At 68.9% G+C, this 21,414-nt stretch carries 25 protein-coding genes and 1 pseudogene; 2 read left to right on the plus strand and 24 right to left on the minus strand.

All coding sequences use genetic code 11. The features are described 5' to 3' along the window. Positions 1 to 589 precede the first annotated feature (589 nt). Positions 590 to 1,870, minus strand: a complete 1,281-nt coding sequence (locus OXU32_05840; protein ID MDE0073488.1) for a dicarboxylate/amino acid:cation symporter — start codon at positions 1,868 to 1,870, stop codon at positions 590 to 592. Between the two features lie 118 nt (positions 1,871 to 1,988). On the opposite strand from OXU32_05840, the gene OXU32_05845 reads away from it, so the two are divergent. Both OXU32_05845 and OXU32_05850 read left to right on the plus strand, forming a co-directional pair. After that, positions 1,989 to 2,918, plus strand: a complete 930-nt coding sequence (locus tag OXU32_05845) for a hypothetical protein (GenBank protein ID MDE0073489.1) — start codon at positions 1,989 to 1,991, stop codon at positions 2,916 to 2,918. 13 nt (positions 2,919 to 2,931) lie between these two features. Next, positions 2,932 to 4,500, plus strand: coding sequence for a DUF445 family protein (locus OXU32_05850; GenBank protein ID MDE0073490.1), 1,569 nt, complete (start codon positions 2,932 to 2,934; stop codon positions 4,498 to 4,500). 9 nt (positions 4,501 to 4,509) lie between these two features. Here the strand turns inward: OXU32_05850 and OXU32_05855 are convergent, their stop codons facing one another. The 23 genes and pseudogenes from OXU32_05855 to OXU32_05965 form a co-directional block, all read right to left on the minus strand. After that, entirely contained in the window at positions 4,510 to 4,743 is a 234-nt protein-coding gene (locus OXU32_05855) for a hypothetical protein (GenBank protein ID MDE0073491.1), read from the minus strand. A 22-nt stretch (positions 4,744 to 4,765) separates the two neighbouring features. Continuing rightward, a complete protein-coding gene (locus OXU32_05860; protein MDE0073492.1) occupies positions 4,766 to 4,912 on the minus strand; it encodes a hypothetical protein in 147 nt (48 codons plus the stop codon). A 94-nt stretch (positions 4,913 to 5,006) separates the two neighbouring features. Then, entirely contained in the window at positions 5,007 to 5,360 is a 354-nt protein-coding gene (locus OXU32_05865) for a divalent-cation tolerance protein CutA (GenBank protein ID MDE0073493.1), read from the minus strand. Positions 5,361 to 5,391: 31 nt separating this feature from the next. Next, the gene (locus tag OXU32_05870; GenBank protein ID MDE0073494.1) at positions 5,392 to 7,197 is read right to left on the minus strand and encodes a long-chain fatty acid--CoA ligase; all 1,806 of its coding nucleotides are present in this window, start codon (positions 7,195 to 7,197) and stop codon (positions 5,392 to 5,394) included. Further along, on the minus strand, positions 7,194 to 7,631 hold the full coding sequence (locus OXU32_05875) for an OsmC family protein (protein ID MDE0073495.1): 438 nt from the start codon (positions 7,629 to 7,631) through the stop codon (positions 7,194 to 7,196). Before OXU32_05875 ends, OXU32_05870 begins: the two co-directional genes overlap by 4 nt. Then, a complete protein-coding gene (locus OXU32_05880; protein ID MDE0073496.1) occupies positions 7,624 to 8,064 on the minus strand; it encodes a tetratricopeptide repeat protein in 441 nt (146 codons plus the stop codon). Before OXU32_05880 ends, OXU32_05875 begins: the two co-directional genes overlap by 8 nt. 92 nt (positions 8,065 to 8,156) lie before the next feature. Further along, positions 8,157 to 8,801, minus strand: coding sequence for a hypothetical protein (locus OXU32_05885; protein ID MDE0073497.1), 645 nt, complete (start codon positions 8,799 to 8,801; stop codon positions 8,157 to 8,159). 34 nt (positions 8,802 to 8,835) lie between these two features. Further along, positions 8,836 to 9,546, minus strand: a complete 711-nt coding sequence (locus tag OXU32_05890; protein MDE0073498.1) for an SDR family oxidoreductase — start codon at positions 9,544 to 9,546, stop codon at positions 8,836 to 8,838. A 4-nt stretch (positions 9,547 to 9,550) separates the two neighbouring features. Beyond that, complete coding sequence (gene folE / locus OXU32_05895) at positions 9,551 to 10,123, minus strand: GTP cyclohydrolase I FolE (GenBank protein ID MDE0073499.1); 573 nt, start codon at positions 10,121 to 10,123, stop codon at positions 9,551 to 9,553. 70 nt (positions 10,124 to 10,193) lie between these two features. After that, the gene (locus OXU32_05900) at positions 10,194 to 10,583 is read right to left on the minus strand and encodes a 6-carboxytetrahydropterin synthase (protein ID MDE0073500.1); all 390 of its coding nucleotides are present in this window, start codon (positions 10,581 to 10,583) and stop codon (positions 10,194 to 10,196) included. 305 nt (positions 10,584 to 10,888) lie between these two features. After that, positions 10,889 to 11,968 carry an aspartate-semialdehyde dehydrogenase gene (gene asd / locus OXU32_05905; GenBank protein MDE0073501.1) on the minus strand — a complete coding sequence of 360 codons (1,080 nt, stop codon included), beginning with the start codon at positions 11,966 to 11,968 and terminating at the stop codon, positions 10,889 to 10,891. Positions 11,969 to 12,115: 147 nt separating this feature from the next. Then, on the minus strand, positions 12,116 to 12,829 hold the full coding sequence (locus OXU32_05910; protein MDE0073502.1) for a hypothetical protein: 714 nt from the start codon (positions 12,827 to 12,829) through the stop codon (positions 12,116 to 12,118). Further along, positions 12,826 to 13,476 carry a hypothetical protein gene (locus OXU32_05915; GenBank protein MDE0073503.1) on the minus strand — a complete coding sequence of 217 codons (651 nt, stop codon included), beginning with the start codon at positions 13,474 to 13,476 and terminating at the stop codon, positions 12,826 to 12,828. Before OXU32_05915 ends, OXU32_05910 begins: the two co-directional genes overlap by 4 nt. 11 nt (positions 13,477 to 13,487) lie before the next feature. Next, on the minus strand, positions 13,488 to 14,357 hold the full coding sequence (locus OXU32_05920; protein ID MDE0073504.1) for a deoxyribonuclease IV: 870 nt from the start codon (positions 14,355 to 14,357) through the stop codon (positions 13,488 to 13,490). Positions 14,358 to 14,382: 25 nt separating this feature from the next. Further along, positions 14,383 to 14,688, minus strand: a complete 306-nt coding sequence (gene rpsN / locus OXU32_05925) for a 30S ribosomal protein S14 (protein MDE0073505.1) — start codon at positions 14,686 to 14,688, stop codon at positions 14,383 to 14,385. 19 nt (positions 14,689 to 14,707) lie between these two features. Continuing rightward, complete coding sequence (locus tag OXU32_05930) at positions 14,708 to 15,079, minus strand: HIT domain-containing protein (protein ID MDE0073506.1); 372 nt, start codon at positions 15,077 to 15,079, stop codon at positions 14,708 to 14,710. An 11-nt stretch (positions 15,080 to 15,090) separates the two neighbouring features. Then, a complete protein-coding gene (locus OXU32_05935) occupies positions 15,091 to 15,375 on the minus strand; it encodes a type B 50S ribosomal protein L31 (protein ID MDE0073507.1) in 285 nt (94 codons plus the stop codon). 98 nt (positions 15,376 to 15,473) lie between these two features. After that, positions 15,474 to 15,956: a cytochrome c gene (locus OXU32_05940; GenBank protein ID MDE0073508.1), complete on the minus strand. Its 483-nt coding sequence runs from the start codon at positions 15,954 to 15,956 to the stop codon at positions 15,474 to 15,476. Positions 15,957 to 15,964: 8 nt separating this feature from the next. Further along, positions 15,965 to 17,629, minus strand: coding sequence for a multicopper oxidase family protein (locus OXU32_05945; GenBank protein MDE0073509.1), 1,665 nt, complete (start codon positions 17,627 to 17,629; stop codon positions 15,965 to 15,967). A 32-nt stretch (positions 17,630 to 17,661) separates the two neighbouring features. Next, positions 17,662 to 18,273 carry a hypothetical protein gene (locus OXU32_05950; GenBank protein ID MDE0073510.1) on the minus strand — a complete coding sequence of 204 codons (612 nt, stop codon included), beginning with the start codon at positions 18,271 to 18,273 and terminating at the stop codon, positions 17,662 to 17,664. A gap of 18 nt (positions 18,274 to 18,291) precedes the next feature. Next, complete coding sequence (locus OXU32_05955) at positions 18,292 to 19,656, minus strand: hypothetical protein (protein ID MDE0073511.1); 1,365 nt, start codon at positions 19,654 to 19,656, stop codon at positions 18,292 to 18,294. 159 nt (positions 19,657 to 19,815) lie between these two features. Further along, on the minus strand, positions 19,816 to 20,946 hold the full coding sequence (locus OXU32_05960) for an alkaline phosphatase D family protein (protein ID MDE0073512.1): 1,131 nt from the start codon (positions 20,944 to 20,946) through the stop codon (positions 19,816 to 19,818). Positions 20,947 to 20,958: 12 nt separating this feature from the next. Further along, positions 20,959 to 21,351, minus strand: a pseudogene (locus tag OXU32_05965) (PhoD-like phosphatase N-terminal domain-containing protein). Positions 21,352 to 21,414: the final 63 nt, after the last annotated feature.

The raw sequence follows: 21,414 nt of genomic DNA on the forward strand, positions 1-21,414 counted from the left end.
CTCGACGAGCAGGCGCAGACGCGGGTGGATCTCCGTTCGACTTCGCGCTCCAAGGGACTGGGGGACTTCGGCAGCAACACGCGGCTCATCGGCGCGTTCATCGCTGCGTTGGACCGGAAGTTCACCAGGCCTCAGGCGTCGCCCGCTCCGGCCCGCAAGGAACCCGTGCCCGCGCAGGTTGGCGGGGACACCGAGCCTCCGCCGGGTGAGTCCGCACCAGTGGAGGTGGTTGGATCCGCAGTCGAAGCAGGGGACGGCGAACAGACCGCTATCCGCAGACGCCGCGCGCGCGCGCCGAGCCGACGCGCCAGCCGGCGGGGACCCCGTTCCCGACTCGCCCGGGCCCGCCGGGGAGTCCGCGGCCCAAGCCGCCGGTCCGGCAACTGGCGAAAGGACCGATCGCGCCCCCAAGCGCCCGCCGCCGGAGGCACCGCTCTCGACCCGGACCCGCGAACTGCCGACGGGAACCGGGCAGCCCGCCGTCGCGTCGGTTGCCGACCGGCGTCCCGCTCCCGGAGTCCCCGCGGCGGAAGACGAGGGCAGCGGCGCTAGCGGAGTCGGCGCGGGCCCGCCCCGGGTGCCTCTGGCCTCATCCCACGGCGACCTGCGCATCCACGTGGTCTTCGCCCTCCGAACGCGCGATGATGGCGGCGCCGCATGAATCGCTGTAGACGTTGACCGCCGTCCGCGCCATGTCCAGCGGGCGGTCGATCGCGAGCATCGCCCCGACGATCAGGGCGGCGTCGGCGTTGCCTCCAAGCCCGATGGCCTCCAGCACGATGAAGATGACCACGAGGCCGGCCGAGGGCACCGCAGCCGCTCCGATCGAAGCCAGAAGCGCCGTCAGCACGACCGTGGCCTGCGTCATGAAGCTGAGGTCGGCGCCCAGAGCCTGGGCGATGAAGAGCGCCCCGACGCATTCGAAAACCGCCGTTCCGTCCATGTTCACCGTGGCGCCCATGGGCAGCACGAACGACGACACCTTGTTGGAAACGCCCACCTTCTCGCGCACGGTCTTGATCGTCACCGGGAGCGTCGCACCCGAGGAACTGGTCGAGAAGGCGACCAGGAGCGGTTCGAGCATGTTGCGGAAGTGGATGATCGGCGAAATGGGGCGCCCGGACGCCAGACGTCCTCCGAAGTACAGGAGGAGCGGCAGCGTGATGAAGAGGTGAATCGTCAGCCCCGAGGCGAGCGTCGCAATGTACTTGGCCAGCGTTCCGAACGCGTCGAATCCGGTCGTGCCCACCATCCTCGTGATGAGCGCCAGGACGCCGATCGGCAGCAGCTTGATGATGCCGGACGTGAGCGCCATCATCGCCTTGAAGAAGGCGTCGAAGATGTCGGTGATGATGACGCGCGGGCGTTCCGGCAGCGTCGTGATGGCCGCGCCGAAGACGATGCAGAAGAAGATGATCGCCAGCATGTCGCCGGTGCCGGCCGCGCCCACGAAGTTGATGGGCACGATGTCCAGGATCAGCTGGATGAACGAGTCGGGCGTGTCGACCAGCATGGGGTCGGTGGAGGCCTCGACGATGTTGGACCCCACCCCCGGCCGGTAGAGATTGACCATCAGGAGCCCCACCGAAGCGGCGAGGAAGCTCGACACGACGTAGTATCCCAGCGTCTTGCCGAACAGGCGGCCCACGGCCCGGCCTCCGCCCACCGACGCCACTCCGGACACGATCGAGGTGAGCACCAGCGGCACGATGATCATCCTCAGCAGCCGCATGAACAGTTCGCCGATCCAGCCGATCGCCTCGGCCCCGGCTTCGCCGAAAGCGACCCCGGCGAGCGAACCCAGGATCATCGCGGCAAGAACCTGCCAGTGCAGCCGCTTGTAGAAGGGAAGGTCCGGATTGTATTCCATGGGTAGCTACTCTGAGGAGGGGATGGATGGGCGTGGTGAAAGGCGGGTGGCTTCGTCCCGGCGGCAACGTGGTGGTCGAGACCGCGTTTCGTCAAGCTGCGGCCCCCGTCCGATGAGCATGGCCCGCCTGTTGCCCGCGGCGCTCCTGGTGACCGCCGCATGCACCGCCGAGCCCGGGAACCCCGACAGCGCGCGCGTCGAAGACCCGGCCCTTGCGCCGCTGGACTCGTTCGCGGGAAATCGGTACGAGCGTCATCTGGCCTTTTTTGCGTTGGAGGACGAGAGCCCGCTGGTGGTTGCCTGGTCGTTCTCGGCAAACACCCGTGAGGAGGCCGTCGACCGGGACGCCCGCATCTGGCTGGCGCGCGGAGGCGTGTGGGACGCCTTCTTCCAGTCCTCGTGGGAGACTCCCCCGGTCCGGACGCCATGGCGCATCATCCCCCACGAGGGCATCCGCATCATCGTTGCGGAACGGGATGCGCTGACGGCCCTCCTGTATCGCAGCGCGGGCCGGGAACTGGAGATGTGGCTCGGGGAGGCGGTGGCGGGATGGAGCAGCCGTCCGGGAGAACTGGTCCAGGTGAGAGAGGCATCGACCATTCTGTCCGAGAACGCCCTGGCGGGGACGCTGGTCGACATTTCCTTCGCGCGTCAGGCCTCGGAAGCGATGCCCGAAAGCTGGGCGCTTCTCATCTCCGACGACATCCACGTGTTTCTGCGCGGACCCTTCGATGCGGCCGCCGACTCCACGTTCCAGGGATGGGGCATGCTGCGCGCGCGCAATTTCGACTGGCCGGACGTGACGGTGACGGCGACCCGCTCGCGGGCGTTCGAGCCGGCCCGGCGGGACGTTCCGGTTGTGTGGCGCTTCCAGTCGCCCGACGCCGACCTGACCGGTAGAATCGAGGCCATGAGCACGCACATGGAGGCCGGGGAGGGGCCGGGTCCACAGTTGCCCCTGATCGCCATCTCGGAAGTGGAGGGCTCGATCACGATCGAGACCGTCGCCTATCCCGTGCGCGGCATCCTCTACCATCGCGCACCGTGAGCCGCATCGCCCCTTGCTCGAGAACCTGATCGCCCCGCTGCTCACCATCGCCTTCGGTGCGCTGGCGGGCGGGCTGACCAACTCGGTCGCGATCTGGATGCTCTTCCACCCGTACGAGCCGTTGCGCGTGCGCGGCAGGAAGATCGGCCTCCTGCAGGGCGCGGTTCCCAAGAACCAGCCCCGCCTGGCCGCGGCCATCGGGCGCACGGTGGGGAACCGCCTGCTCACCGAATCCGACCTGGAGCGGACCTTCGCCGACGAGGAATTCCGGCGCGCCTTCGACCGGCGCCTGGGCGAGTTCGTGGACGTGCTGCTCCTGGAGGAGCGCGGGTCCCTGCGGGAGATGCTGCCGGAGTCGATCCTGCCCGAGGTGGAATCGGCGCTGCATCACTCGGCGGACAGGGTCCGCGAGCAGATCGCGGCCTGGCTCGACTCAGAGGAGTTCGAGCGTACGGTCGCCGACCGCGCCGGGTCGGTGGTGGAAGCGCTCTCCGACGTGCCCATCGGCGGCGCGCTCACGCCCGCGCGCAGCGCCGCTCTGGCCTCCGCGCTCGACGGGTGGATGGAGGGCACGCTGGGCAGCGACGGCTTCTACCGCGCCGTGGACGACTACCTGTCGTCGGCCGCCCGCTCGCTGCTCTCGCCCGAGAAGACCTTCGAGCAGACGATTCCGCCCGGAATGGTGGCGGCATTCGAGCGCGGGCTCTCCAACTACCTGCCGCTCGCGATCGCCCGGCTCGGCGCCCTGCTGGAGGACGACCGGGCGCGGGCCCGCTTCGAGCGGGGCATCCACGACCTGTTGCAGCGCTTCCTGCGCGACCTGCGCTTCCACCAGCGGGTGGTGGCGCGCCTGGTCATCACCGAAGACACCGTGGACCGGGTGCTGGACACCATCCGGGAAGAGGGCGCGGAGCAGATCGCGCACCTGCTGAAGGATCCCGCGGTCCAGGCGGCCATGTCGCGCGGCATCAACGACGCGGTCGTAGACTTCCTGCGCCGCCCCGTCCACCTGGTGCTGGGCGAGGCCGACAGCGAGAGCGTGGTCGCGGCGCGCCGGACGCTGGCCGACTGGGTGGCTTCGACGGCTCGCGATCCCGCAACGCGCAGCTTCCTGGTGGAAAAGCTCGAAGCGGCCCTCCACGAGGCGGGTGCGCGCAGCTGGGGCGAGGTGCTGGAACGCATCCCTCCCGCGTCGATCGCGGACGGGCTGGTATCGCTCGCCCGCAGCGACGCCGCCGCGCAACTGATCGACGGCACCACCCGCCAGTTGGTGGACACCGTCCTCGACCGTCCCATCGGAGTTCCCGCGCGCTGGCTCCCGGATGGCGCCGCCGACCGTCTGAAGGAGGGATTGAGCGCACCGGTCTGGGAGTGGCTGCAGGCCCAGGTGCCCGCCGTGGTTCGGCAGATCGACGTGGCGCGTCGCGTCGAGGAGAAGGTGCTGGCGTTTCCCGCCGCGCGCATGGAGCAGATCGTGCGGCGGGTGACGGAGCGGGAACTGAAACTGATCGTGCGGCTGGGCTACGTGCTCGGGGGGATCATCGGCACCGTGCTGGTGCTCGTGACTCGCCTGGTGGGATAGAGATCCGGCCTAGCTGGACAGGTCGAACGGCCCGCGGGACCTCTGACGGCGACGGTGCGACCCCCGCTGTTGCTTCTTCTGCATAAGGCCGAGGAAGGTGAAGTGGCGAGTGGCCCGCTCCCGGGGCAGGTTCTTGCCCATTCGCTCTTCGACGTCTTCCACGGTGGGGCCTTTGCCGAAGGAGAGTCCCAGAAAGACCCCGAGCGCAAGCGCGAGGACGCCGCCCAGTATCTTCAGCAGCATTCAGTCCTCCTCCGGGGAGTGCTCAGCGCCTGAGCGACTCCGGGACCAGAAGGAGCATCAGACCGGTGACCATCATGATCGCGACCGCGTTGGTTCCCACCGCGACCAGCGCCACGACGCCCCAGAAGACCACGTGGGTGAAGATGTAGCCGCCAGGCACCCAGCTCATGTTTCCCTCGCGCGACCGGTTGGGTGTTCGTGGAGACGGGAGGCGAATCCCCCGATGCCGGCACCAATATGGGCCCGGCGGGGAAGCCTGTCCATCAGGTCTGCGCGTCGGCGGGCCCGGACGGCGCGGCGCGCGTCTCCTCGGTCACCCACTCCAGATACGCGGGATTGCCGCCGGCAACGGGAAGAGCGAGGATCTCGGGAACTTCATAGGGATGGAGTTCGCGCGTCCGCCGCGTGAGCGCTTCGACCCGGTCGGCCGCCGTCTTTAGCACCACCAGCGCCTCTTCCTCCTCCTCCACCGCGCCCTGCCAGCGGTACACCGACGTCACCGCCGGCACCACGCTCCCGCAGGCAGCCAGCCGTTCCTCCACCAGCGCGCGGGCCAGTTGCCGCCCGGCTTCGGCTCCCGGCGCTGAAATCAGTACCACCCGGTGCGAGTCGGACACCCGAAGCTCCCCTCGATTCCGGAAGGCCTGCTCAGCCGGTGAAGTAGTCGCGGCCGACGTTCGCTTCGTCGTACAGCGACTCGATGAGCCCGCCGTGACGCTCCTCCACGGCCCGTCGCCGCACCTTCTGGGTCGGGGTGAGCGTCCCGTCCTCGATCGTGAACGTCGACGCCAGGAAAGCCGTCTTCTTGGGCATCTCGAAGCGGGCCAGCCCCGCCAGCGCCTCCTTCACCCTGCCCCCCAGAAACTCCTGGCACCTCGCATCACGGAGCAGCGCCCCGGCGTCCGACGCGTCGATCTCGCTTGCGGCGGCCCACTGGTTCAGCTGCTCGAAGTCGGGCACCACCAGAAGCGACGGGAAGGGTCGCCGGTCGCCCACCATGACCGCCTGCTCGATGTACGGATCGAGCTTGACGTCATTCTCGATGGGCTGCGGCGCGATGTTCTTGCCGCCTGCGGTGACGATGATGTCCTTCTTGCGGTCGGTGATGCGCAGGAAGCCGTCCTCGTCGAGTTCGCCGATGTCGCCCGTCTTGAACCACCCTTCCTCGTCGATGGCTTCGGCGGTGTCCTCGGGACGGTTGAAGTATCCCTTCATGACCTGGGGGCCGCGAATGCAGATCTCGCCGTCGGAGGCGATGCGGATCTCCGTGCCCGGAACCGCCTTGCCCACCGTGCCGATGCGGAAGTTCTCGAAGGTGTTCACGTTGGTGACCGGGCTGGTCTCCGTCAGCCCGTATCCCTCGAGGATCTGAAGCCCGGCGGCGAAAAAGAACTTGTTGATTCCGGGCGAAAGCGGTGCGCCGCCGCTGACGAAGAAACGCAGCCGTCCGCCCACGGCCGCGCGCAGCTTGCTGAACACCAGCTTGTCGGCCAGGGACTTGCGGGCCCTCGTCCACCACCCCGGATCGCGGCCTGCCAGCACCGCGTCGGCGTGCGCGAGGCCCACGGATGCCGCCCAGCCCACCAGCAGCCCCTTCACGCCCGTCGCTCCGGTCACCGCGTTGTACACGCGCTCGTACAGCCGGGGAACCGAGACGGCCACGGTCGGCCGGACGATCTTCAGATCCTCGGCCACGGTGGTCATGTCGCGGGCGTAGGCGATGGTGCACCCCACGTTGAAGAAGACGTAGTCCACCATGCGCTGGAAGACGTGCGACAGGGGCAGGAAGCTGAGCGTGGTGTCGGTGTCGGAAATGTCGAGCAGCGTGCGGGAGACGCGCACGTTGGACCCGACGTTGGCATGCGTGAGCAGCACGCCCTTCGGATTCCCGGTCGTGCCCGAGGTATAGAGGATGGTGGCGACCGACTCCGGCCGCGCGGCGAGCGCCTCTTCCCGAAACGCCTTGTCGCTCAGGCCCATGGGATCGAGCTGCACGAAGTCGCGCCACGCCAGGACGCCTTCGGGAATCTCGCCCGGAGGATCGAAAACGATGATGTGGCGGAGTTCGGGGCATTGGTCCCGAATCTCGATGAGCTTCGCGAGCTGTTCCTCGTCCTCGGCGAAGACCGCCCGGGCGCCGGAGTCCCGCAGGATGTAGGCGACCTGGGGCGCGGTCAGGCTGGGATAGATGGGGACGTCCCGGACGCCCGCGCACAGGCAGGCGTAGTCGGCGAGCGCCCACTCGGGACGGTTGTTGGACAGGATGGCCGCCGCTTCGCCCCGTTCCACCCCGAGCGCCCGGAGCCCGCTGGCCGCCCTCCTGGCGGTCCGGAACACTTCATCATATGAGATCCGCGACCAAGTCAGGTCGGCGTTCGGCGCCCTGAGCGCAGTTGCGTCCCCGAATCGCTCGACGGCCTCGAGAAACAGGCTGGTGAGCGTGGGGGAGGTCACGGCGCGCCCGGCGTCGAAGCCGGCGTTCGGGTCCGGATGCGGGTCGTCACCCGGATGTCGCTGCGGAGCGAATTGAGGGCGCTGCAGTACTTGTCGCGCGACAGCTCCACCGCGCGCTCGACCCGCGCCTCGTCCCCGGGTCGGGGCCCGGAGAGCGCGATGTCGAAGTCGACTCGGGTGTAGCGCCGGGGATGATCTTCCGCGCGCGCACCCCGGACAACGAAATCCAGTTCCTCGAGCGGCACCCGCGACTTGCGCAGAATCTCCTCGATGTCGATCCCCATGCAGGCCGCGACACCCAGCAGGACCGTGTCCATGGGGGAAGGCCCGCGCGCGCCGTTTCCGTCGATGATCACGGCGGGATCGCCAACCCCCGACCGGCCCTCGTAGGCACGGCCGGAGCCGAGCCAGGAAAGGCGGACTTCCCTATCCATCCCCATCGGCGGACCCCTGCTCCAGTTCACGCATCAGGGTCGCGAGCGTGCTGCGCGCGTGGGAGATGTGCTGCTCGTACTCGGAACCCTGAGGAGGGTTGGCCAGGAAGGTGCTGAGGTGATCGACGGCGGCCCTCTTCTGTCCCGCCCGCCGCAGCAGAAACCCTAGCCCGTAGTGGGCCCCGGCCGTATCCGGGTGCTTGCGCAAAACGTGGCGATAGGTCTTCGCCGCTTCGTCCGACATCCCGATCCGGGTGTAGACCATGGCGATTTCCTGCAGGATGATCGGATCTCCGGGAGATTCCTTCAGGGCGAGATTGAAGGAGTTCAGCGCGTCCTGGAACCTGCCCTCCTCGACGAGGGCGCGCGCATCCTCATGGTAGTCTGTCTTGTCGGGGCCGGAGCCCCCGAAAAGACCTTTTATCCAACCCATGTCGTACGTTGTCCACGGGGAAGGAGGACTGGAATCGGGAGTGCCGATGGCTGCAAAAGCTATCCGCAGCCGGGGTGGGAAGCAAACACGCTCTACCCCTGGCCGAGGCGCCCGACCACCACGCCCGCTTCGTCCGCCAGCACCGTCAGGTCCTGGCCACGGAACACCCTCTCGCCCTCGGGAGACGCACCCGCGAGGACGATGCGCCCGGAGCGCGCCAGACATCGTAACCCGTCCCTGAGCAGAAGTTCGGCCCACGATCCGGCGAGCGCGATCCCCGCCAGCGATCCGTCGCGCAGCGGCAGTCGATCCGATGCCATGAGATAGCTCGCCCGGGCAGGAAGGCTGGTGTGAAACCGCGGGGCCAGCGCCACCACCTCCACGTCGGGAAGCAGGGACGCCAGCTCGCCTGCGCGGCCCGCCAGGTCGCCGGCAACCGCGATCAACGCGGGGCCCCGAGCCACGCCGATCAGCGCGGCAAGGCGCAGCGCATCGAGCTCCGGGGCATCCCGCGACGTCGGCGGAGGAACGGCGCGCGCGCGTCGATGGGACCGGGAACGCGGAGGGTGGCGCAGGTCTGCGACGCCGCGCGCGACCGGGTAGAGCACGCGACAGTTGGAGCAGCCCAGAAAGCCGTCGAGCACCCTTCCCTGCTCCACCCGGTCCGCACGCAGCACCAGGCCGAAGCCCGGACCGCAGCGCGGACAGATCAGGCGCTCGGTGAGCTGCGGGTTCACAATCGGCGACGGCGCCGGACCGGGAGCGCCCGCGTCATGAGCGCTCGATCTGCAGAAGGGGGATCTGAACGGTGGCGGGGCGGGTGACCAGAAACAGGATCGCCTCGGCCACCTGCCGCGGCTCGAGCATTCCGTCGCGGGGCGGAAGCCCGGGATGGCGCTCCGGGTCGATGGGATCCCAGAGCGGAGTGTCGCACGCGCCCGGCTCCACCAGCGAAGTGCGTACGCCCGTTCCGCGGGTTTCCTCGCGCAGCACCTCGTGCATGCCGCGCAGCCCGAACTTGGAGGCGGAGTAGGCGCTGTTCTCTGGAAACGCCGTGCGTCCCGCTACCGATCCCACCAGCACGATGTGTCCGTGGTTCCGGCGCAGCATGCCGGGAAGGAAGGCGCGCGCCAGCAGAAAGGCGCTCCGCAGGTTGACGGTCAGGCTGCGGTCCAGATCCTCAAGGCCGGTCTGGTGCAGGGGGGCGAGGGAAAACACGCCCGCCGCGTGGACGAGGACATCGGGCGTACCACCCAGGCGCGCCGCCACCTCCGCCGACAGGCCCTCCACCTGGCCGTCGTCGGCAAGATCCGCGGGCAGGTCGTGCCCGCCGATCTCGTCCGCGATGCGGGAGAGCAGGTCGCGCCGGCGCGCCACCAGGAACACTTCCGCCCCGCCGGACGCGAGGGCTCGCGCGCACGCTGCGCCGATCCCGCTGGTCGCGCCCGTCACCAGCGCGGAGCAGCCCGCAAGGTCGTTCACGGGCTTACTCCAGGTTCCCCGCCTTCAGCGCCAGCGCGAGGAATTCCTCGCGGGTCCGCGAGTCCTCCAGAAACGACCCCCGCATCGCCGACGTGAGGGTCGAGGAGTTCTGCTGCTCGACGCCACGCATCATCATGCACAGGTGGTGCGCCTCCACGATCACGCCCACGCCCTGTGGATGTACGACATCCCACAGCCCCTGGGCGATCTGCTCGGTCAGCCGCTCCTGAACCTGGAGCCGGCGCGCGAAGACGTTGACGATGCGCGCGGTCTTGGACAGCCCGACGATCCGCCCGTTCGGGATGTACGCCACGTGGACCTTGCCGAAGAACGGCAGCAGGTGGTGCTCGCACAGGGAATACATCTCGATGTTGCGCACCAGCACCATGTTCTGGTGGCTCTCCCGGAAGAGCGCGCCGGCCATCACGTCCTCGGGCGCCTGCGCGTACCCGCTGGTGAACAGCTCCATCGCGCGCGTCACCCGTTCCGGCGTGCGCACCAGACCCTGCCGGCCGGGATCCTCGCCGATGCGGCGAATGATCTCGGTCACGAGTTCCTCGAACGAGGCCCGGGCCAGCGAATCCGGGAGGGAGCCGGCTGCCTTCGCTCGACCCGGGGCGGGGCCGTTCCCCCGCAGGAGTCCCCGGCTACTCACCCGAGTACTCCGCCCGGTTTCTCGGCGTCTCCCACAGGACCAGCTTCACCAGTTCCACCTCCGGAGGCATGCGTTCACGCAGCCTGCGCCAGATCGCCACCACCACGTTCTCCGTGGAGGGAATGATCCCGTCCAGCCAACCGACATCCATGTTCAGGTTGGCGTGGTCGACGTCACCGATCACGCCGTCCTGCACCAGATCACGCAACTGCTTCAGGTCCATGACGTAACCCGTGTCCGGGTCGACCGGTCCCTCCACGGTCACGTCCAACTCGTAGTTGTGGCCGTGCCAGTTGGGGTTGGCGCAGCTGCGGAACACCTCTTGGTTGCGCTCATCGGACCAGTCGGCCCGGTGCAGCCGGTGGGCGGCGCAGAAGTGCATTCTCCGCGTGATCCTTACCCGCGGCATCTCTCCCTTCCCGCTGCGGACACGAATGCGACCATCAGAAAAACAGGAGACCGGCGCCCCGTCGGACGCCAGCCTCCCGGCATTTCGGAGGAGATATTTGAAGCCCGGGTACGAATCCTTGGCGACCTCCCCGCGAGTTCCGCAGTCCCCTTTCCCGGGGCGTTGCGTCCGGCGCGAGAGCCAGTCCCGGCCTCATTGTGTTGGCTCAATTATCGATGGGCCTCCGAAACGCAGGGCAAAAGTAGCGATGCCGCCCGCGTTTGTCCAACAGCCGGCGATCAGCCTCCGTCCCTCGATTCGCCGCTCTCGAGCAGCCCGCGCAGGACACACAGTTCGGCGTTGGCCAGACACGCTCCGGCGGCGCCCCGCACCCCGTTGTGCACCACGGTGACGAGCGCGAGATCGTGTGGGGGGGCGGAGCGTATGCGGCCGACGCTGACCGCCATGCCGCGCGAGGCGCCGATGTCGAGGCGGGGCTGCGGCCGGTCGGGCTCCCGGCGCACCGCGAGGGGCCGCTCCGGGAGCGTCGGCAGTTCGGGCAGTGATGCGCATGGCCGATAGTCGAGGAGGCAGCGCTCGACCTCCTCCGGGTCAGCCGGCGTGCGCAGCTTCAGGAAGACATGCGCCATGTGCCCGTCGAGCACGGGCACCCGGTTCGTGCTGGCGGCGACTCGAATGCGGGTACCGAGGATCTTGTTGAGTTCCGGGCCGATCTTTTCCTCTTCGCCGGAGATCCAGGGAACGACGTTTCCGGACATCCGGACCGCGCCCGTGCCGTTGAGCCCGGCGCCGGACAGCGCCTGCAAGGTTACCAGCGTGGCCTCCTCGATCCCGAAACTCCTTTCGATCGGGGCCAGCGCCAGCGCAACTCCGACGACGACGCAGTTCGGGTTGGTCACCAGCGCGCCTCCCCGGGCGAACCAGCGCTGCGACCGGACCCGCTCCAGGTCTCCGGCGTTGATATCGGGCACGATCAGGGGCACATCCGCCCGCTGACGGTGGGCGGAGGCGTTGCTGCAGACCACGTGGCCGGCGCGGGCGAGGTCGAGTTCCAGGTCGGTGGCGACGGCGCGCGGCAGCGCGGAGAGCACCAGCCGGCTGCGGAGCCGATCGCGAACGGCGCGCACCGGCAGGCCGGCCGCCGTGTCCGGGATGTCCCCGGTAAGGCTCCACTGCACTGCGTCCGCATAGCGCCGGCCGGCGCTCCGTGACGATGCGACGACTTCGGCCAGCCGCAGCGAGGGGTGTCCGGCGAGCATGCGAACCAGACGCTGGCCGACGATTCCCGTGGCTCCGAGAACGGCCACCGGCAGGCGTGGATCCCGGGCGCTTCCGGGACGCGGGCTCCGGCTGCTCACCGAAAGCGATCTCCTGGTGCGGAAGGGCTCGAAAGGATGAACGAGCCGAACTTCAGTTGCGCGGAGGGTACCGGAATCCGGTAGTCGAGTCAACGGTGGCGATGTTCCACCACGCGGCTCTGGCAGCCCGCGGATGAACTACCCCCGTCATTCCCCGGGAGACGCCGATTCGACGGGAAGATCCACGGGTGTCTGGTAGAGGGAACGAAGGGTGCTTCGATCGCGCGCGGTGGGCGCCGGGGGCAGATCCGGGCCCGCCCACATGATGTCGGACGGGTCCGGCGAATGGCTCAGGATGCCCAGGACGTGTCCCATCTCGTGGATGACCAGCCGGTCGAGCAACTCCCGGTCGCCGGTACGGCGGATGACCACGCGGTAGATGACCTGCGAGGGCTCGCCGTCGCGGCGGGGCCACGTGCGCAGCGCGTCGCGGGGGTCGTTCAGGCACCCGAGCGTCGAGGCGGCGCCCGTCACGGGTCCCAGGCACGTCATGGGGGTCGAGAGAACGCCCGTCGCATCGTGCCAGCGCAGCACCGCGCGCGCCTCGCCCAGGTCGGTGGTCTCCCGCAACCGCACTTCGCCGAACACCGCGGCGGACCGCCATGCCCGCACCGCCCCCTCAAGAGCCCGCCGCAGGTCGTCAGCGCCCGGCTGTTCGTCCACCACGAACACCGGCACGACGGCACCCCGGTCCCAGTGGAAGGTTCGCTGGCGGGCGCGGCCGTCGGTGCCGTAGACGGCCAGGCGGAAGTCGTAGGGGCCGGGAAGCGCCGGGACGGTCGCGCTGTCGCAGGCGGTGACGAGCGCCGAGCCCAACACGGCCACGCGCCACATCGATCCGGGTCCCCGCCGCCGGTTCATGGCGTCCCCCACACCGGCACGGCGAGGTAGGCGAGGAATCGAGTTACCGCACCGGTCGCCGCGCCCGCTTCGTCCAGCGGGGCGGGATCGAACTCGTGCCACTGCGCCTCGGCCACCCCGACCGCGAGAAACGGACCGGGGAGGCGGTACCCGAACCCGCCGGACAGCAGCACGCCCGTCCGTCCGTCCCCTTCCAGCAGATTCACGTCGCTGCTCAGGTACAGCACTTTTCCCGCCCCCACACGCACGTCCGCCCCCGCCAGCGGCGACAGCGGAACCCGAACCCCGCCCAGAATGTGGACGGCGGTCATCCGGCCAGCCGGCCAGGAGTTGCCCCCGCCCTCTCCCGCCACGTCGGCGATGGTCACGCCGGAACGGAACTCCAGTACGAGCGCAGGCCCGGGCCGCGCCGCCAGGGCCAGCTCGGCTACCGGGGCGGGCCGCGGGCCCACCTCCAGGTCGCGCGCCACCGCCTCGAGCTCGGCCGGCACCACGGCAATCCCTCGGGCGAAGGGGGTCGAGTACGCCCCGCCCCCACGCACCTCCACCGTGAGCGGCATCTGCGCTGCGGCCGGCGCCGCCGACAGCGCCATCAGCATCAGGTGGAGAAGCCCGGCATGCACCAGCCCGCGAGCTCGATCTCGCACCCGCGCTCCGGTCACGTGCGCCAGGAACGCAGGAGTGCCAGGTTGCGCCGGTCGTTCGACACCACGTCGTCGCCCTTGGGCGTCTCCAGCAGCTTGGGAATGTCCCGGAAGCGAGCGTCCCGCATGATGCGGCGAAAGGGAGCCTCGCCCAGCGTACCCTCGCCGATCATCTCGTGCTGGTCGCGGCGGGAAGCGAAGGGGTGCTTCGAGTCGTTCAGGTGAAAGAGTTCGAGCGAGCCCGGACCGAGCGCGTCGTCGAAAGCCCGCCAGACGTCCTCGTAGCCATCAACCAGATCGTACCCGGCGGAAAACGCGTGACAGGTATCGAAGCATACGCCCACGCGCTGGTCCAGCGGCGGGCCCACGCCCTTGCGGATCGCGGCGAGGTGCTCGAACCGGCCTCCGACCGTGGTGCCGGCCCCCGCGGTCAGCTCGAGCAGCACGCGGGGCCCATCCGGACACCCGTCGAGCGCCTCCGTCAGAGCCGCGGCGTTGCGGGCGATGCCGCTGGCGATGTCGCCGTCGGTGGCGTTTCCCGGATGCGTGACGAGAAAATCCAGGCCCAGATCGCGCCCGCGCCCCAGCTCTGCCCGGAAGCTGTCCAGGGACCGGCGCCAGAGTCCCGGATCCGGGGACGCCAGGTTGATGAGGTAGGAGTCGTGTGCGACGGCACACCTGATCCCGGCGGCCGCACGCGCCTGGCTGAAGGCGCGGACCCGCCTGCCGTCGAGGGTGGGCTCGGCCCAGCGGTTCGGCTGCTTGGTGAAGAGCTGAAGGTTGAGGGCGGTGATGTCCCGTGCACGGCCGGGCGCGCGCTCGACCCCGCCCGCTACCGAAACGTGGGCGCCGAGTTCGTCGGCGATGACGGCGGGAACGGACACCGCCGCGGGCTGCCCGGGCCGGGCGCTACCAGCTGGACTTGCGGACCCCGGGGATCTTCCCCTCCAGGGACCACTCGCGAAATGCGATGCGGGAGAGGCCGAACTTCTTGATGTGGCCGCGGGGCCGTCCCGAGGTGCCGCAGCGGTTGCGGTAGCGCGTCGCGCTGGAATCGCGCGGCAGCTTCCGCAGCGCCCACTGGGCTTCCCGCTTCTCATCCGTGGACTTGTCCGGATCGGCGATGATCTTGCGAAGTTCGCGACGGCGCTCCGCATAGCGCTCGATCAACTCCGCGCGCTTCAGGTTCTGTTCGATCTTTCCTCGTTTTGCCACCTTGCGCCTTCCTTGAGTGCTAGTGGGCGGACGAGCCCCGGGGAGCCGCGAGCATGGGCCCCAGCGGGCGTCCCCCGATCAGATGCATGTGGAGGTGGTAGACCTCCTGGCACCCGTCCTCGCCACAGTTGACGATCAGCCGGTATCCGGTTTCCGCAATGTCCTGCTCCCGTGCGATCCGGGCCGCGACCGCGAACATGCGGCCCAGCACCGGCTCGTCGTCGTTCGTTATGTCGCGCGCGCTTGCGATGATGTGGTTGGGCACCACCAGCACATGCGTGGGCGCGGCCGGCTCGATATCGCGAAATGCGGTCACCAGGTCGTCCTGATAGACGATGTCGGCCGGAATTTCCCGTCGGACGATCCGGGAGAAAATCGTGTCTGCCGCCATCCCCGGACCGGCTACTTCCCGTCCGACCCGTCCGCGTCGGACTTCTTGCGCATCTGTCGCGCATAGCGCTGCTGGAAGCGCTCGACGCGGCCCGCGGTATCCACCATGCGCTGCGTGCCCGTGTAGAACGGGTGCGAGGAACTCGAGATCTCCAGGCTGACCAGGGGATACTCGTTGCCGTCTTCCCACTTGATGCTCTTGTCGCTCTTGACGGTCGATCGGGTCAGGAACGCGTAGCCGTTGGACGCGTCCTGAAACACCACCGGGTGATACGCCGGGTGAATTCCTTCTTTCATTCCCTTGGCTCCGAAGACTCTTGGTCCGGGTGCGGCCGCCGCCTTTCCCGGGCGAAGGACCGACAGCCGACAAGTTTACCGAAACAGGGGACTGCGGGTCAACGCCCCGGATCCTGTTCCGGCGGGGTCAGCCTGAAGCTGCCCAGAACTTGATCGTCGGGTGGAAGTTCGTCGGAACCGGCGGGATAGCCGTTCAACTCCAGGATGTACGCCATCACATCCACGTAGGTCTGGCGCGGCAGTCCTCCCGGGTTGTCGTCGGGCATCGTGCGGCGCAGTTCCCGGTACAGGTCGCGGGCGGTGCGGCGCGCCCACACGTCCGTGAACACCGGGCCCTTGAACTCGCTCGTGTAGTGGCAGTCGGAGCAGACCTGACGAAACGCGCGCTGCCCGCGGCGGGCCTGTTCCTCCGTATAGAAGGCGACAAGAGCCGGAGATGCCGCGGCGGGAGGGGCGTCGTCCGGAGCCGGCGTCTCCACCGCCGCGGACTCGGGGGAAGGAGACGCCGGCGGAGCCTCCGGAGATCCCGCACACCCCGGAATCAGCAGAACCACAATGGCGAACGACATGCGTGATGACATCGGCGGCACTACTCCTCCGTAACCTCGAAGACGAACATCATTCCCGCGTGCAGGTGCTCCGCGATGTGACAGTGAACCATCCACGACCCCGGATTCGACATCTCCACGAGGAGATCCATGGTCGAGCCCACCGGCAGGATGGTGGTGTCCTTCCACACCAGGTTGGTGTTGGGGATGCCGTCGCGCTCGGTCACCAGGAAGCGCTGCCCGTGAATGTGGATGGGATGGTTCATCGGGTGAAACGACTCGGGATCGTTGAACACCCGGATCTTTACCACGTCGCCCACGCGGAACCGCCACTGGATGTCACCGTTCTCGCGCCCGCTGGCCGGCTCCCGCAGGATCCAGGTCACCTGGGTGCCCGTGGAGAGCCAGTTCATCATCGGCATGCCGTCGTTCCACTCGACCGGCGGCACATAGAACGTGTCGGCCTCCATCGACGCCACGATGGGCACGGGAAGGTCGCGCACCCGGACCGTGGTCACCAGCTCGTAGTCCACCGGCTTGCCCAGCAGGGCCCGGAAGGGTTCGATGTCCTCGGCCACGTCGCGGTTCTCGCGCAGTGCATCGAACGCCTGGGTGACGGCGTCGTCGACAGCGGGGCCGTTCACGCTCACCACCGCCAGCGTGTCCTCGTGCGGATAGAAGGTGCCGCGGAAGTGGTTCACGGCCTGGATCGTGTTGGTGATGCCCACCTGCCCGGCCTCGGGGAAGCGCACGTCCACCACGTAGCGCTCGGCGGGCGCGATGACCACGCTCTCCACCCAGGTCTCGCGCTCGAACTTGCCGATGTCGGAAGCGATCAGCTTCACGCGCGCATTCCCGAACCGGACGTTGAAGGTGCGCGTGTTGGCGACGTTGGTCAGGTAGAAGCGAATCACCTCGCCGGCGCGCGCCTCGATGCGGTGGTCGTCGACCCCGTTGGTCAGCATCACGGTGCCGAAGCGTCCCATGAGCGCGTGCGTCGGCGCTTCCTCGCCCCAGGGGATGAGGCCCTGCCCGTCGATGAGGATGTCGTCGAGCACGAGCAACTCCTCGCGGTGGGAGGGGCCGTAATAGTCCGGGGCCGCCGGCATGACCAGCAGGTTCCCGTAGAGGCCAAGGTCCTGCTGGACGTCCTCGCGCATGTGCGGATGGTACCAGAACATGCCGGCGTCGGGAACGTCGATCTCGTATGTGAAGGTCTCGCCATCGGCGATGGGATCCTGGGTCAGGCCGGCGACCCCGTCGAAGCGGTTCTCCAGCCGTATGCCGTGCCAGTGGACCGTCGTGGGCAGTTGAATGCGGTTGGTCACCCGCACCATGATGCGTGAGCCGCGGTCGGCCTGGATGAGGGGACCCGGGTACTGGCCGCCGTATCCGAGCATGGCGTAGTCGCGCCCGCCGATCGTGCGCCGGACCACGGACACGTCCATGTCGAGGGTGTCGCCATCCGCCAGAACCACCCGCCGGCTGGGCTCGGCCGCCGGAAACATCGCGGGATCCATGCCGTCCCCGATGAGAAACGGGCGTACGGGCGGGAGCGCGTTCTCGAGCCCGGGCACCATGGGCATGGTCATGTCCATCGGCGGCATGCGCCAGCCACCGGCCTCGCCGTGCTCGCCGTGGCCCATCATCTGGTGCTCCTGGGCCGCGAGCGCGCCCGGCAGCACGGCCAGGAGAAGGACTCGCATTCCGTGAAGGAGGCGCACCGGCGTCGGCTGCCTCAATCGTAGCCGTAGGCGGCGCAGTTCTCCTCTTCGAAGGCGCCGTGCCCCGCCATGGTGTGCATCTGCCCGCTGCGGGACATGCCGCGCATCACCACCGGGCCCGTCCACATCGCGGCCCCGGGATCGTCGGCGGGCTCGAGCGTGACCACCAGCAGAAACTTGTTCCACTGCGCCCGGCCTCGGAGCGGACCGCCGTCGGCCAGCGCGCCGATGCGCTCGACCTTGTCCAGGTTCGGCGTGGTCAGCCATCCCACATAGACGCCTTCGCGGGGCGCCATCAGGCGTTCCACCGAGAGCCACACGTCGAGCACGTAGCTGCCGTCCTCGGCCAGGGTGACCCCGAACGGGGAGTCGGGGAAGGTCACCTCGCCGAGTCCCGCCGCGAGGCCCGTGCCCGGAAGCCTGCGCGTGCTCACCACCGGGAAGGCGTAGTAGGCCGGCGCGTCGACCGGGGCGGCGGATTCGGGCAGCGGCGCGTGGAACGCCTCGGTCGGCCCGACGGCATCCGGCAGCGCGCACGTCGCCGGAGGAATCCCGGGAGAGGGATCTCCGCTTCCCGGAGCCATCCCGGCGAGAAGCGCGAGCGCCAGCAGCATCTTGCCCATCATCAGGTCACCATCATGGGGTCAGGGCTCCTGGCTGACCGGGCGCGGACGGGTCTCGTCCCATTTCTGGACGCTGGAGATGTCCGGCATGCCCCAGTCCTCGCCGTTCCAGCCGCTGAAGCCCTCCATGCGGAAGGTCCAGAAACCGGTGCTCATGTCGCTCACGACGATGAGCCCGTCCTCGTTGCGCACGTCCACGCCGAACGCCCCGTTGAACACGGGGGTGCGGAAGTCGCGAGCGTTGGGCGAGCCGACGTAGGTGTCGTAGTAGCCCACGGTGACCGGGTTGGTCGGATCCATCAGGCTGAAGATCTGGAGGCCGTCGAGATACCCGGAGACGAAGACGTAGGGCCAGCGCACCTCGTGGTTGTGCACGAGGTTCTGCCAGTCCGCGGTCCAGGCCGAGATGGGCCGGTTGATGTTCGTCTGCGTGCCCTCGAGCGCGGGCTGAAGATCGAAGATGCGCAGCGGCGCGTACTGGTATTCGGTCTCGGCGATGACGTAGCGGCCGTCGGGGCTGGGCGTGAAGGTGTGCCCCGAGCGGACGCCGCTGATGCCCGTCATCGTGACCACCAGCTCCGGGTTGTCCAGGTCGCTGATGTTGTAGACGTAATAGCCCCCGGTGCCGCCGCCGTAGAAGCGGTCCTGCCCGGTGTCGGGGTGCCAGGCGGCGTAGAAGTCGTGATAGCCGCGCCCGCTGCCCTGCCCGAGCGGAGACTCGGGAACCGGGATCCGCCCCGCCAGCGCGTCCGATGGATCGCCATCGACCGCCTTCGCCATGTCGTAGGCGTGGGCGAACGGGCCGCGCACCGTAGTGAGAAGCAGGACGCGTCCGTCCGAGTGCTTGTAGATGAAGATGTTGTGGAAGCCCCCGGGTAGCTCTGGCTCGCGGATGCGCGCCACCTCGCGAACCGTGGTCGGATCGGGGAGCCCGGTGACATCCAGGATGACCGCGCCCAGATCGGGGTTGGGGCCGCCCTGGCCGAACTGCAGCGACTGCACCACGTAGTAGCGGCCGTCGAGCTTGAAGTACTTGACGTCCATGCCGCCCGTGCGCTGGTGCAGGTCCTGATTCTCGATGCGCCAGCGGTAGATCACCTCCGGCTTCTCGGGATCCTCGAGGTTGATGATGTCGGTGCCCTTGGGACCGACCTCTCCGTACACCATGCGCGCGACGTACGCGTAGGGACGGTGCATCTCCTGCTCGAGCTCGATGTCCGCGATGCTGAGCTGCGGGCCGAGGGGGACGTGGCCGAGCACGTCCATGTTGTCGCTGCCCGGCTTCAGTGATGTCCACTGCCCGGCTGCGGGCGCGGCCGCCAGAGCGAGCGCCAGAACGGCGGCCCCGGTTTTCACGATGGTCGAATGGACGACGCTGGTTCGCATGGCGAACTCCTTCGGCAGGATGGCAACAGGATTTCCGGACCCACGCGGGCCCGTCCGGTCATAGTAACCTGATTCGGACCTCGCGCGCACGAGGCCGTGATGAATGCGGCTCCCTCGGAGGGGGAAGGCGTTGGGCGGGAACCCGGGCATGCGCGGCATTCACGCGGGCAGGAGTCCCGGCCGGCCCGCTTCGACCACGAACGAGGCGCGCGTCTCGAGCGGGGCTCCCGGTCGCGTCACGTAGGGCACGACGCGGTAGTCGGCGGCCAGCCGCTCGGGGGTTGCCTCGCAGCGGACGTAGCCTCGCTGGGCGTTGAAGAAGTGGATGTGCGGGTTGCGGGCCAGCGAGTCGGCGGTACCTGGGCGCGTATCCTCCCCGTCTCCGCCGGAGCTGATGGAAGTGCCCACCAGTTCGGCGCCCACGACGCCGGACGACGGGTCGCGGGGGTCCGCCTTCAGGTCGGCCGCCCAGTTGCTGTGGATGTCCCCGGTGAGCACCACCGGGTTCGGCGGCCGCGTCTGGTCGAGGAAGGAGAGCAGCCGGCCCTGCGCTTCCGGGTAGCCGTCCCAGCGGTCCATCGAGACGGTGGGCTCGCCGTCGCGGGAGCCCTCCAGCCGGGCGATCATGACCTGGTTGGCCAGGACGTTCCAGCGGCTCTCCGACCCGGCCAAGCCCCCGAACAGCCACTCCTCCTGCTCGGCCCCGAGCATGGTGCGGCCGGGCTCGAGGGCCTCCGGGCACAGCGGCCCGTTGGTGTCGCCACACGCCTGGTCGGAGCGGTACTGGCGGCTGTCCAGCACATGGAGGTCGGCCAGGCCGCCGAAGTGGAGCCGCCGGTAGACCTGGATGTCGGGCCCGCTGGGCATGGACGAGCGCCGCACGGGCATGAACTCGTAGAAGGCCTGGAAGGCGGCGGTGCGGCGCAGCAGAAGCTGCGCGGGAGACTGGTCGTCCTCGGCCACGTCGGACGCCCAGTTGTTGTCCACCTCGTGGTCGTCGAAGGTGATCACCCACGGGAACGACGCGTGAGCGGCCTGCAGGTCGGGGTCGGACCGGTAGAGGAGGTAGCGGGCCCGGTAGTCGTCGAGGGTGAACACTTCGCCCGCCTCGTGCGCGCGCACCAGGTTGTCGCCGTATCCCACCTCGTAGATGTAGTCGCCCAGGTGGAAGACCAGGTCCAGTTCTTCCTCCGCCATGTGGCGGTAGGCCGTGAAGTAGCCGTGCTCGTAGTTCTGACACGAGGCGAACGCGAAGCGCAGCCGGTCGGCGGGCGTGCCGGGCGCGGGCAGGGTGCGGGTGCGTCCGACCGGGCTCTGGTCGCCTCCCGTCATGAAGCGATACCAGTACGGCCGGTCGGACTCGAGTCCCTCCACCTCCACGTGTACCGAGTGACCGAGTTCGGGCACGGCCAGCTGGGTGCCCTAGCGAACGATGCGCGCGAAGCTCTCGTCGGCCGCCACCTCCCAGCGCACCGCGACCGGCTCCGCCGCCAGACCCGCTTCGCGCATCCCCTCCCCGGACAGGCGCGTCCACAGCACCATTCCCCCGGCGTCGGGATCGCCGGACGCGACCCCCGACGGGAAGGGCGAGACGGCCAGCTGCGCCGAGCGGTCGGCCCGGCAGGCGCCAAGCGAGCCCAGCGCGACGATGCCGGCCACATCCCGCCCGATTCTCACAAAATCGCGCCGCGACATTCGAGCGGCGGCCAAGTGGTACCAGTGCGCTTCCCTCGTCTTCACGGCCGTCTCCCGGGGCAA

Source organism: Gammaproteobacteria bacterium (genome assembly GCA_028819075.1).
GTDB lineage: Bacteria > Gemmatimonadota > Gemmatimonadetes > Longimicrobiales > Gaopeijiaceae > BD2-11.